This window comes from Candidatus Ornithobacterium hominis (assembly GCF_900538215.1).
Lineage (GTDB): Bacteria > Bacteroidota > Bacteroidia > Flavobacteriales > Weeksellaceae > Ornithobacterium > Ornithobacterium hominis.
Genome location: NZ_UNSD01000002.1, coordinates 670630 through 683546, shown reverse-complemented (window position 1 = coordinate 683546; position 12917 = coordinate 670630). Strand labels below are relative to the sequence as shown.

Sequence of the window (12917 nt, the reverse complement as noted above, 5' to 3'; positions counted from 1 at the left end):
GTATTGCCATTGGTGTTTTTTGCTTTCACCTGTAATGTCGCCTCTGGAGCATCTGTGTTAATGCCCACCTGAGCGGTAACCGCAACCGCTGATAATACGGCTAAAGAAAATAATAATTTCTTCATTTTTTTTATTTTTTTGGTTAATATTTTATTGATTTATTCTTTTCTTAATTAAATTTTTGCTGTTTTTTATTCAACTTTTTTTACTTCTTATTTTAGAAAGAGCCCCAACCCGTGAGGCTCTTCTTTTTGAAGAAATTACTACTTCCACACAGGTGAAAATAGAAAAACCGCACAAGATTTTCTTGCACGGTTTTGCGGTTCGCTCCCGAGGGGAAGCAAAAAATTATTATAAGTTACTGATAATGAGTTGTTTAGCTCATTACTTGTGTGTGTGTGTGTGTGTGTGTTTACACTTTTTTTTGAAACTCACAAATTTCATTTGTTAAAATTTCATTATTTTTTTGTTAAAAATTTTCCGTTGAGATTTTCCTCTTCTCTCAACCTGCCCGCAAATGTATTTTACGTTTTTGAATTATGCAAATTTGTCGCTCATCTTTAAGTTTATTTTATTTAAATGCAAATTAAATGCAATTTAAAATTTAAGTCATTCGTTATAAATATTTTAATCTAAGAAAATTATAAAGTTATAATCAAGATTTTTTTTTAAGCCTTAAATTTTTTGTTAGCATTTTTTTCTAAAAGATTTTTTTTAAGCCTTAGAAAATTTTTATATTTATTCTTTTTATTTAAATTTCGAAACAAAAAGTATTTTCATGGGAAAATTTGATGTAACAGTTATTGGCTCTGGGCCAGGTGGTTATGTGGCGGCAATACGTGCGGCTCAGTTGGGCTTCAAAACAGCTTTGGTAGAAAAATATGATACATTGGGCGGGACTTGCCTCAATGTTGGCTGCATTCCGTCAAAGGCGCTTTTGGATTCTTCTGAGCATTATTCCAATGCCAAAGAAAACTTTAGCGAGCACGGCATTGATGTCGGGAATTTGTCTGTAGACTTAAGCCGCATGATTGAAAGAAAACGTGCAGTTGTGGAGCAAACGACCAAGGGCATCGATTTCTTGATGGATAAGAATAAAGTTACTGTTTTCCATGGTTTGGGGAGTTTTAAAGACCAAAATACATTGGAAATCAAAGGCGAAGAGGTGCGGGAAATTAGCTCAAAGTACTTCATCATCGCTACTGGCTCTAAGCCCGCCTCTCTCCCATTCATCAAGATTGATAAGGAAAAAATCATTACATCTACAGAGGCTCTAGAGCTGCGGGAAATTCCACAGAAAATGATAGTAATCGGCGGTGGGGTCATCGGGCTAGAGCTGGGCTCGGTATACCAACGCTTGGGGGCTGAGGTGAGCGTGGTAGAGTATATGGATAGGCTGATTCCTAGTATGGATGCTGACCTTTCTAAAGAATTGAGAAAAATTCTAAAAAAAGAGGGTATGGATATTCAACTGAAGTCAAAAGTGACGAGCGTGGAAAGAACGGGAGATAAAGTTGAAGTGCAGTTTGAAAATAATAAGGGCGAAAGCCAAAGTATAGAAGGTGATATTTGCTTAGTTGCCGTGGGGCGAAAACCTTACACCGAGGGGCTCGGCCTAGAAAATCTGGGCATAGAATTAGACGAAAAAGGGCGCATAAAGGTGGACGAGCATTTGAGAACTAATGTGGAGAATATCTATGCAATTGGTGATGTGATACGTGGTGCAATGCTGGCTCATAAGGCGGAAGAAGAGGGCATTTTGGTGGCGGAGCAATTGGCCGGGCAGCGGCCGCACATTGATTATAATCTGATACCAAGCGTTGTTTATACTTGGCCAGAAGTCGCTGGTGTGGGCAAAACTGAGGAGCAACTGAAAGAGGAAAAGGTGGATTATAAAACGGGGAAATTCTTGGTGAGAGCTTTGGGACGTGCACGAGCAAGTGGTGATATTGATGGTTTTGTGAAAATCCTCTCTGATAAAAAAACAGATGAAATTTTGGGTGTACATATGGTCTCAGCCCGTGCCGCAGATATGATTGCCGAGGCTGTGACGGCGATGGAATTCAGGGCTTCTGCCGAAGACCTTGCAAGAATCAGCCATGCACATCCTACTTATATGGAAGCCGTGAAAGAGGCTGCCTTAGATGCCACCGAAAAGCGAGCGATACATAGTTAATTTATCGTTAATTTATCTTACTCGTAGTGCATTATAATAGGCTTATTAATTGTTTTCAAAATTTCGTTGTAAATTGCCTCAAGGTTGTTGATGACATTTAACTAACTTATAATTAATTGAATATGCCAAAATTTAAGGTCTTGGAACAAGCTTATCTTACTTTTTTAGAATTGCACTACGGGTAATATAATCTATTAATGAAAAATATTTCTTAGGAAGAAAAATAAAATAACCGATACGAGAATGAACTTCCCAAAAGTGATAGAAAATAAAAAATTTTCTTTCAGTTTTCGGTTTAAAAAGATTAAATTAAAATAATACCAAATGTAATATAAAATTACTGGAATTAGAGAAATATATAAAGCATTAAATTTAAAGGCTTTATAAAACTCTAAATGCAACAGACTATGCAAAGCTCTTTGTCCGCCACAGCCAATACAATCCCATCCAGTTGCTGCCTTGAACGTACACACTGGATAGAACAACCCAGGGTTCTCTTCTGGATTGTGCCTATAAAAATGCTGTAAAAGAAATCCTGCTAATAATAGTAAAATTACTAGCAAAATTCCTTTTAAAATTTTATTTCTGCTGCGAATTTTCAATGTTTCGCTGGATTTCATCCATTATTTCTTGAAAATATTCAGGATTCGTTTTATACAAATACGCTACGTAAATCATATTAACTACAGCTATAGCAATGGCTATGTATGATAGAATCTTAGCGTATTTCTCTGCATTATTTGCTCCCACGAAGTCTTCTTTAGCTACTTTGCTCTTAGCTTGAATTGCAAAAACAATAGCTATAATACCTAGCACAAAACCAATAAAACATGGTGAAAAACAGCCCAATAATGTTGAAATGATACTGAGCGGTAAGTAATTTGTTCTTTCTCTTTGATTTAAATTTTCCATAAAGTGTTTTTTTAGCTTAATAAAATTCCTGCAATGGTAGCTGATAGCAGCGATGCCAATGTTCCGCCCAAAAGTGCTCGCAAACCAAATTCAGATAAAATCACACGTTTACTAGGCGCCAATGAGCCAATGCCACCAATCTGGATTCCTATTGAAGCAAAATTAGCAAACCCACAGAGCATATACGTTGCCATGATAATCGATTTTTGTGAAGTCAGTGCTAAGCCTATACTGGTATTTTTCAGTTCAGCCAGTTGCCCATATGCGATGAATTCACTCGCTACTAATTTGATTCCTAAAAGCTGACCCATTAAGCTAATATCTGTGGTCGGTACGCCAATAAGCCACATGAGCGGAGCAAATAAATAGCCTAAAATCATTTCTAATGATAAGGTTTTGTATATAGTATGAGCTGCTATAATTTCGTTTAAATGTGTGACTTCCCCTACCCAACCCAATATGCCATTTACCATGGCAATCATCGCAATAAATACCAAAAGCATTGCTGCTACATTGACGGCAAGCTTTAATCCCTCTGAGGTTCCGTTTGACAAGGCCTCTAAAAAATTAGTCCCGACATTTTCCATTTTCACTTCCAAATTTTCAGTCGGTTTTTCAATCTGTGGATACAATAATTTAGCTACAACTACCGCTCCTGGTGCTGCCATGACTGATGCTGCCAGTAGATGACGTGCAAATTTCTGCATTTCTACGGGGTCATTCCCTCCCAAAAAATTGATATACGCACCTAAAACACTCCCAGCTACTGTCGCCATACCGCCTATCATTACCAATAGGATTTCAGATTTCGTCATGCGAGAGAGGTATTCTTTTATCATCAGCGGAGCCTCAGTCTGCCCCAAGAAGATATTCCCAGTAACAGAAAGGCTTTCTGGCCCAGATGTTCCTAAGATTTTTTTTAGACCTTTAGCAAAAAATTTTACAACAGCTTGTATGATTCCAAAATAAAATAAAACGGACGTTAATGCCGAAAAGAAAATAATCACTGGCAAAACTTGAAAAGCAAAAATATACCCGAACGAATTGTCATCTAACAAGTTACCAAGTAAAAAGGTGGTTCCTGCTTTGGTATAATTCAATATTTCGATAAAAATTTTCCCTACTGTATCAAAAAAAGAACCTATGAAACCAAAGTCAAATCGGTAATTCCCAACATCAAACCCGATGGTATCTCCTTTTAAAATTCCTATAGCTAATATTAACTGCATCACTAAACCCACGAAAATAGTTTTCCAGTTGATAAAAGATTTTTTTTTGCTAAATAAAAAAGCAATTCCTAAAATTACAATTATACCTAAAACCCCTCTTAAGATTTCCATTGATGTCTAATATTTTACTTATTCTTTTTCTCTTTTGCTCAGTTCATCTCTGATGCTTGCCGCTAATTCATAATTCTCTGTTTCTACTGCTTGTTGCAATTGTTTTTCGAGTTCTTTTATTGTGTAATTTAAAAGTTTTTCTTCTTCAGATTTATTTTCATTCGTTAATTCTTTCTCAATTTCGTGAATAGCTGCTTTTATTTCTTCTGAATCCTCTTCGGTAATAATTTCCATTTTTATTCCAGCCCTATCCATCACTTCTTTTTTCACATAAATCGGGCAATTAAACCGAACCGCTAATGCTATCGCATCACTCGTTCTGCTGTCTAGTTCATGCAAGATATTGTCTTTATCTTCAAAGATGATATTGGAATAAAAGATTCCTTCTTCTAAATTATAAATCAGCACATTTTTCATCTCTATCTCTAGTAAATGACAAAAATTCATAAACAAATCATGAGTCAATGGGCGAGGTGGCGTTAAATCTTTTTCTAAAGCTAAAGCAATGGCCTGAGCTTCAAAGTTACCAATAATGATGGGTAATTTTCTACCACCGAACTCTTCTTCTAATATTAATGCGTAAGCTCCTACTTGAGTCTGGCTATATGAAATTCCCCTTATGTTTAGCTTGATATAATTCATAATTAAAAAGTAAAAATACTATTTTTAGTGCGCTTCACCTAAATTTTATTCAAAATAAAAAGCCACTATCTGTTTAGTGGTTGCTACTGCAAGTTAAATATCTGTTTAATCCCCTTTTAAACTTCAATATTCAATTTACCAATTTACCAGCTAAAATCTTTAAGTAAGAATTTATGATATTTATTGTTTTTTTTTTAAGCCTTTAATTTTTTTATAGCTTCGGTGAGTTTTGGCACAACTTCAAATGCATCTCCTACAATTCCATAATCAGCTGATTTGAAGAAAGGTGCTTCGGGGTCATTATTTATAACAACAATCGTTTTGGAGGAGTTGACTCCTGCCAAATGTTGTATAGCTCCACTAATGCCTACTGCCAAATAAAGATTGGGGGCAATCGCTTTACCTGTTTGCCCTACATGCTCTGAGTGTGGGCGCCAGCCCATGTCTGAGACTGGTTTAGAGCATGCTGTAGCTGCTTCTATGCTTTGCGCCAATTCTTCTATCATTCCCCAGTTTTCTGGTCCTTTTAGGCCTCTACCTCCAGAGACAACTCGTTCTGCTTCTTTCAAGTCAATTTGACCATTGTTGCGTACTATATTCTCTACTTTAATTTTATTTTCTACTTGAGGTAAATCCGCTGTTTTCACCTCAATTTCTATTGGATTTTCCTTTAAGTCAAAAGCATTTACCGCTAGTGTTAAAACTGGAGTTTCATCCCTAGTTTCTACCCAAGCTAAGGCTTTGCCTGAGAATGATGTTCTTTTCACTACCAGTGGGTGTATTCCTTGTGGTTTTTCTAAAATATTTGTGATTATTGCAGACTCCAGCTTCACTGCGACCTGCGGTGCAATACTCGTTCCTTCAGCACTATGCGAGAAAACAACGACTCCATCTGCTTTTTCTGCAATAAACTGAGCTACAGCCCTATGGTTGATTTCTTTCGCTTTTAGCGAATAAACCTGATTTACACCATATTTACCTAATTCTTCTAGATTTTCAGCATTTACGCTAACGGCTATGACGTCTGTACCGTACTGATTTGCAATTTCTCTTGCAAAACTTACTGCTTCAAGCGCATGTTTTTTAAATTTTCCTTCTTGAGATTCTGTATAAACTAAAATAGACATTTCTAACTTTTTTTAAATCACTTTAGCTTCTTCATGCAGAATACGAGCAAGTTCCTCTACATTATCTTTATCTATCAACCGAACCGATGAGCGAGGCTCTGGTTTTTCAAAACGTTGATATTTCACTTGAGTTTCTACATTAATGCCAGTTATTACTTCTAGTTTTTTTGAACGAGCTTGCATAATTCCGCGCATATTGGGAATTTTCAAATCTGCCTCATTCACTATACCTTTTTTACCTGCTATCACTGCTGGTAGCGTAAAACTCAATTTTTCTTCTCCTCCATCTATCTCTGATGTCGCATGAGCATCTTTCCCCTCGATTTCCAGTTGTATACAATTATTCACAAACGTATAATCCAACATTGCAGCCAACAGACCAGGCACCGCTGAACCATTGTAATCAATTGATTCTGTACCTGTTAATATCAAATCAAATTTCTTCTCTTTAGCTACTTTTGCAATTTTCTTTGCTGCGGAGAAACTATCTACTGGTTGTGAATCTACTCTTATCGCCTCATTAGCACCTATAGCCAAGGCTTTTCTCATCACAGGTTCTACTTCTGCACCACCCACAGTCAAAACTGTAACTTCTGCACCTTGCTTTTCTTGAAACCAAATGGCTCGAGTCAGAGAAAATTCGTCGTATGGATTGATAACAAACTGAACTCCATTTTTATCAAAAGCTTTAGCATCTTCGGTAAAATTTATTTTAGAGGTCGCGTCTGGAACACTGCTTATACAAACTAATATTCTCATCTATTTACTTTAAAGTTAAGCATAAATATACAAAATATTACTTGCTATGCAAGAATAGTTTATGAAATGAGTTCCCTAGCTTGATTCAATGCTGCTTCGCTAATTTCATCTCCGCTAATCATTTGAGCTATTTCGTTTAAACGCTCATTATCAGACAATTTAGAGACATTCGTTGTTGTTTTTTCCCCACTTATCTTTTTCTCTACTTTCAGGTGTTGTTCCCCCAAAGCTGCCACTTGTGGTAAATGCGTAATGGCAATAACCTGAAGATCTTGGCTCATTTCTTTCATCATCTGCCCCATTTGCCCGGCAATCTTCCCCGAAACCCCTGTATCTACTTCATCTAAAATTAAAGTGGGCAATGAACGATAGCGCGACAAACTTTTTTTGATGGCTAAGACCAATCTAGAGCGCTCACCACCAGAAACTGACTTTTCTATCGGCGTAAGTTCTAAGCCAGGATTAGCAGAAAATAGAAATTGTATTTGATTCTTCCCATACTGGTTAAAATGAGAAATTCTTTCTATTTGGATGGAAATTCTAGATTTATCCATCCCCATTTTTTTTAAGCTTTCTAAAATTTCATTTTCTACATTGGGTATAACCTTTTTCCTCCCTTCAATCAAGATTTCACTGAGGTTCTCCAGTTGCTGGAGCAACTCAACTCTTTTATTATCAAGACGTTGAATATTTTCATTTGACTCAGCTGCTTGCAGTAATTTCTCAGACAATTCATTTTTATAATCAACTAGTTCTGCGATATCATTTTTTTTATGCTTTTGCAGCAAAGCATTTACTTTATTTATTTTTTCCTTTATTTCTTGCTGCAACTCTGGGTTGGGTTCTATATCATCAGCACTATGGCTGATGTCCCTGCTTAGCTCATTGATTTCAATTTTGACATTTTCTATCCTTGATTGAATTTCTTGCCCTAATTTAAAGTAAGTTGAAACTTCTTTTATTTTCATAAACAATTCATTCAGAAGCTGTTCTATCCCTGGCTCTCCGCTGATGAGCACATCCATCTGTGATAAATTCTGAATAATTTGCTCTGCATTTTCTAAACGATTTAATTCTGCTTCTAAATCTTCTAAAACGATGTTTTCTAAGTCCGCAATGCTATCCAATTCTGTGAAAATAAACTCATTTAATTCTCTTTCTTTTTCCCAAGTTTCTTGCTGAAGAATAAATTCTTTTAATTTTATTTCGGTTTGATGAAATTCTGAAAGTAAAGTTTGATATTCTTCTCTTAATTTCAGCTGGTTAGCAAGTGTATCTAGCCAATCAAATTGAAATTCAGCGGTGATGATACTCGCAGAATCAAACTGTGAATGCACATCAATCAAGTGATTAGACAATTCAGAAATCACGCTCAGCGTAGTTGGAACATCATTCACAAAAGCACGGGTTTTCCCAGAGGGTAAAATATCTCTCCGCAGAATGCTCAACGGCTCATAATCTAAATCATTTTCTAAAAAAAAGGACTGCAAACCCAAATTAGAAATATCAAATTCTGCTTCGATGACACATTTTTCTTCAGAATTTTTTAAGGCTTTTAAATCTGCTCTTTCGCCTAATACCAACTTTAACCCTCCGAGCAAAATTGACTTCCCTGCTCCAGTTTCTCCCGTAATCGTCGTAAAACCTTGAGCAAAATCTAAATTCAACTCATCGATTAGTGTATAATTTTTGATGAATAAATGTTTAAGCATAGATTATTTATTCAGTTTTTCCCAAGAATCAGAATAATTCGGGGCAATTTTATGAAGTAAGTTTCTCAAATCTCCAATCGGGAACACGGCTGGTTCTCCTCCGCTAAAAATTTGTGCAATTTCATTGTTTTTAGCTTGTAACACGTTGTCTAAAAAATAATTTTGTGTGTAGTTATTAGAAAAAATTAGCTTATCTAAGCTTAACAATGCATTTCCTATATTTTTTTTAGCTGAAATTTGATTTTCATGCATAATATCCAAACCTTTTCTATGATATTGGTACATCATCAAGCGAATTGGGGTATTTTGAGAAGCTAAGGTTGAATTCACCAGTGTAAACCGATTTCTTATTCCATCGGTGCGACTCCAGCCAGAGAAATCTTGATTTTGTGAATTATTAGTAATTTGCTGAGCCATTTCATACCATTCTTTGCCTCCGTTTTGCCTAAATGTATCGGCATCTGCCCCCAGAATATAATAAATGTAAAAGGCAATCACATCTGTTAAATTTGTTCCACTAAATTTTCTTTGATTGAAGATTAATGGTTGAAAATCAATGTATTTAAACGTAAAATCATTATCCGTTAAATTCACTATCGGTGAGAAATAGTCGGAGTGATAAACGGGACGTCGGCTTTGCACGAGAAGTTGAGCTTTGTAAGTGTTATTTTGAATTTGCTCGGTGATTATCAAAGAAAAACTTACTTGAATTCTTTCAAAAGCTTTTAAATTTCTTTTGGTCCACTGTGTTGTATTTATAAAGTTTTTCAAACTCTTTTGCAACTCTACAAAGCTAGATCTTTTACTGGTTTGAATTTGGGAATAATCCACATTCACCTCAGCTAAAATTTCTTGTGAAAAATTTTTAAGGCTTAAAAAAAACAATAAAATCAAAAAAATGGGTTTCATCTACATGTTTTCTATTATGAAATTAATAATATCTTCTGCAACTTCTGACTTTAATTTTAAATCAAAATGTTGCACGCCTTCAGGGGTTACAAAATCCACTTGATTAGTCGCATGTGCAAAGCCAGCTCCTTGGTTCTCTAGCGAGTTAAGTACAATTAAATCAGCATTTTTCTTAGTTAACTTTTTTTGGGCATTTTCTACAGCATTTTGAGTTTCTAAGGCAAAACCTATCAGCAACTGATGCTTTTTTCTTTTGCCCATTTCTTTCAAAATATCAGGATTCTTTATCAATTTAAGATTCAGCAGTCCGTCTTCTTTTTTGATTTTTTGTGCAGCAACCTGCTCGGGACGGTAATCGGCTACAGCCGCTGTCATAATAGCTACATCGCAGGAATCAAAGTTCCTCTCCACCTCATCATACATTTGCAAAGCAGATTCTACCGAAATGATTTCTATGTTTTTATGCTCTAACTTTAAATGAACGGGGCCTGAAATTAACTTGACCTCTGCTCCATTATCAGCAGCGACTTTAGCGATGGCATAGCCCATTTTACCTGTGGAGTGGTTTCCAAAAAAACGGACTGGATCTATTTTTTCGTGCGTGGGACCTGCGGTAATCAAAATTTTCTTTCCTTTGAGGCGTTCTTTATTTTCAAAAAATTTCTGAAGGCTTAAAAAAATTTTTTCTGGTTCTTCCATTCTTCCTTTACCTACCAATCCACTGGCTAGTTCACCTTCAGTTGATTCTATGATGTGATTTCCAAACTGTGCTAATTTCTCTAGATTTTTCTTTGTAGAAAGATGAGAATACATATCCAAATCCATGGCTGGTGCAACAAAAACAGGACATCTCGCACTCAAATATGTGGTCAGCAACAAGTTATCTGCATACCCATGTGCCATAGCAGAAATTGTTTTAGCTGTAGCGGGTGCAATTAAAAAAACATCTGCCCACAGCCCCAGTTCTACGTGATTGTTCCACTGATGTTTTTCATCTTGAAATTCATATAAAACTTTTGATTCTGATAGTACGCTTAAAGTCAAGGGGCTAACGAATTCAATAGCCGAAGCAGTCATCACTACACGAACTTCGGCTTTATTTTTTTTTAATAAACGAACAAGTAAAGGGATTTTATAGGCTGCAATGCCGCCACAAACGCCTATGAGAATTTTTTTACCTGCTAGAGACATGTTTACTTTTCTTCTTCCGGTTTACGGAAATAGATTTCACCATCTTTCCACTCTTGCACGGCGATAGAGGTTGGCTTAGGTAATCTTTCATAGAATTTAGAAACCTCGATTTGCTCTCTGTTTTCAAAAATTTCTTCTAATGTATCATTGTTAGAAGCAAATTCATCTAATTTATCTAAGAGTTCAGTTTTTATCTCTGAGTTTAGCTGTTCTGCTCTTTTCCCCATGATGACGATGGCTTCATAGATATTGCCCGTTGGTTTTTGAATTTCTGCTCGGTTATATGTCTTTGTTGAAGCATCTGCTACAACGTTTTTAAAATCTGTGCTCATATATTTTATTGATTATTTTTTAGGATTTTTTGATGATGTTCTAACTCGTTTTCTATTTTTTTGTAATAATCAGCGGCTTCTTTAGCATACTGAGATTGCGGATAATTTCTAGAAAACAAACGATAGGTAGTTATTGCTTCTTTTAATCTTAATTCTTTTTTATCAAACACACTTTGCAAAGCCAATTCTGCTTTAGATTTCATTAGATACATGTACGCTTCCTCTCGGTAATTAGAGTCAGGGTAGTCGTCTATGAAGTTTTCAAAATTGTTTGCTGCTGATTTATAGTGCAGCGTTGTAAAATACGATTTAGCGATTTCAAAATACTTTTTTTCCAGCTTTTTTCGCAATTCATTAATCAATTGATTCGCTTCCGCCACCTTATCAGAATCAGGGTAAACGTCTATAAAACCTTGCAATTCTTTGATTGCTTCGATCGTGTTAGATTGATCTAAATTGTATTCTGGTGAGCCTTTATAATAGCTGAAAGCTGACATATATAGAGCTTCTTCAGCTCGTTCAGATTTATTGAATCCTAAAAAGAAATTTTTGAACTGCTTAGCTGCCAAGGGGTAATTTTTATCATAAAAATTTGCATAAGCTCCCTTCCAAGCGATTTCTTCTGCCTGGGGAGTCCCAGCATAGTTCGCAGTTATTTTTTGATATAATTCTAAAGCTTTATCCCATCTTTTTTCTTCATACATTTGGTCTGCTATTTGCAAAATGTATTGAGGGTCATCGCTTTTTAGCGCTTCTTCAAAAGTTTTATTACATGATTGCAACAGAAATAAAACGCTAAAAAACCATATAAAATGTTTAATCATTTGGCAAAAGTAAGGATTTTTTGAATACAATAAAATATGATTTTTCTAACGCCTATTTTTAAAATTTTTATTCATTTCACTCACTTTTATTTTCTCTACAAGTTGCAAGCTAGCAGCCACAATAGGCAATCGCGTGTATCGACTGCAAATACCCTTTATCTCAAGCAGAGCTTTGATTCCCGCTGGGTTTCCCTCCAAGTAAATTGCTTTTATTAAATTTTGAATGCCATAGAAAATTTCATAAGCCGCAGTCGTCTTTTTATTCAATGCTAAATTTATCATTTGTGAATATTCTGGGACTACCTGCCCTATCACAGAAATCACCCCGTCTCCACCAGCTAAAGTCGTGGAAACAGCCAACTCATCATCACCGCTCAGCACCAAAAAATCATCTGGTTTTTCTGCAATAATTTCTAAGCCTTGTAAAAAATTCCCGCTCGCTTCTTTTATCCCAACAATATTTTCAAAATCTTGAGCCAAACGCAAAGTCGTTCGGCTCTCTATATTGCTGCCAGTTCTGCTTGGCACATTGTAAATGATAATTTTTTTATCAACGTGTTCTGCTATAAACTGAAAATGCTCATAAATTCCCTGCTGCGTTGGTTTATTATAATACGGAGAAACTGAAAGTATAGCATCAAAATGCGTAAAGTCACCTTGTGAAATCTCTTGCTGAACGGCAAAAGTATTGTTACCTCCCACTCCCAAGACTAACGGCAAACGCCCATTATTCTCTTCTATGATTAGCTCTTTGATCCGCTCTTTCTCTTTAGCACTAAGTGTTGGCGTTTCTGCTGTCGTTCCCAGCACTACCAAAAAATCTGCACCACACTCCACCGTATGGTTTACTACATTTTTTAAGCCCCTCTCATCCAATTCATTATTTTTGGTAAAAGGTGTAATCAATGCAACTCCTGTCCCTCGCAAACATTCCATAGATTATTTTTTTTAGTAAAAGTAAAATTAATGAGAATCACTTGATTTATCAAAATT

The 12917-nt window shown here is 35.8% G+C and carries 12 protein-coding genes and 1 pseudogene; 1 reads left to right on the top strand and 12 read right to left on the bottom strand.

Features of this window, described 5'->3' with window-relative positions; genetic code table 11:
- The first annotated feature begins 778 nt into the window (after nt 1-778).
- A complete protein-coding gene (lpdA, locus tag D5J18_RS03375; protein ID WP_119057584.1) occupies nt 779-2176 on the top strand; it encodes a dihydrolipoyl dehydrogenase in 1398 nt (465 codons plus the stop codon).
- 194 nt (nt 2177-2370) lie between these two features.
- On the opposite strand, the gene D5J18_RS03370 is transcribed toward lpdA, so the two are convergent.
- From D5J18_RS03370 to dapA, 12 genes and pseudogenes are all read right to left on the bottom strand, one after another.
- The gene (locus tag D5J18_RS03370) at nt 2371-2796 is read right to left on the bottom strand and encodes a DUF2752 domain-containing protein (protein ID WP_119057583.1); all 426 of its coding nucleotides are present in this window, start codon (nt 2794-2796) and stop codon (nt 2371-2373) included.
- Nucleotides 2756-3088 (bottom strand): CD225/dispanin family protein, encoded by a 333-nt coding sequence (locus D5J18_RS03365; RefSeq protein ID WP_119057582.1) that lies wholly within the window; start codon nt 3086-3088, stop codon nt 2756-2758. Before D5J18_RS03365 ends, D5J18_RS03370 begins: the two co-directional genes overlap by 41 nt.
- 11 nt (nt 3089-3099) lie before the next feature.
- Nucleotides 3100-4422: pseudogene (locus D5J18_RS03360) on the bottom strand (NupC/NupG family nucleoside CNT transporter); the annotation flags it as partial.
- 24 nt (nt 4423-4446) lie between these two features.
- Nucleotides 4447-5070, bottom strand: coding sequence for a bifunctional nuclease family protein (locus D5J18_RS03355; protein ID WP_119057580.1), 624 nt, complete (start codon nt 5068-5070; stop codon nt 4447-4449).
- Nucleotides 5071-5264: 194 nt separating this feature from the next.
- The gene (locus D5J18_RS03350) at nt 5265-6197 is read right to left on the bottom strand and encodes an electron transfer flavoprotein subunit alpha/FixB family protein (RefSeq protein WP_119057579.1); all 933 of its coding nucleotides are present in this window, start codon (nt 6195-6197) and stop codon (nt 5265-5267) included.
- A gap of 12 nt (nt 6198-6209) precedes the next feature.
- Nucleotides 6210-6956 (bottom strand): electron transfer flavoprotein subunit beta/FixA family protein, encoded by a 747-nt coding sequence (locus tag D5J18_RS03345; protein ID WP_119057578.1) that lies wholly within the window; start codon nt 6954-6956, stop codon nt 6210-6212.
- Between the two features lie 59 nt (nt 6957-7015).
- Entirely contained in the window at nt 7016-8668 is a 1653-nt protein-coding gene (locus tag D5J18_RS03340; protein ID WP_119057577.1) for a DNA repair protein RecN, read from the bottom strand.
- 3 nt (nt 8669-8671) lie between these two features.
- Nucleotides 8672-9577, bottom strand: a complete 906-nt coding sequence (gene porD, locus D5J18_RS03335) for a type IX secretion system protein PorD (protein WP_119057576.1) — start codon at nt 9575-9577, stop codon at nt 8672-8674.
- Nucleotides 9578-10768, bottom strand: a complete 1191-nt coding sequence (coaBC, locus tag D5J18_RS03330) for a bifunctional phosphopantothenoylcysteine decarboxylase/phosphopantothenate--cysteine ligase CoaBC (RefSeq protein ID WP_119057575.1) — start codon at nt 10766-10768, stop codon at nt 9578-9580.
- A 2-nt stretch (nt 10769-10770) separates the two neighbouring features.
- Complete coding sequence (locus D5J18_RS03325) at nt 10771-11100, bottom strand: DNA-directed RNA polymerase subunit omega (protein WP_119057574.1); 330 nt, start codon at nt 11098-11100, stop codon at nt 10771-10773.
- A 5-nt stretch (nt 11101-11105) separates the two neighbouring features.
- Entirely contained in the window at nt 11106-11924 is an 819-nt protein-coding gene (locus D5J18_RS03320) for an outer membrane protein assembly factor BamD (protein WP_119057573.1), read from the bottom strand.
- Between the two features lie 45 nt (nt 11925-11969).
- Complete coding sequence (gene dapA, locus D5J18_RS03315) at nt 11970-12860, bottom strand: 4-hydroxy-tetrahydrodipicolinate synthase (RefSeq protein WP_119057572.1); 891 nt, start codon at nt 12858-12860, stop codon at nt 11970-11972.
- Nucleotides 12861-12917 lie beyond the last annotated feature (57 nt).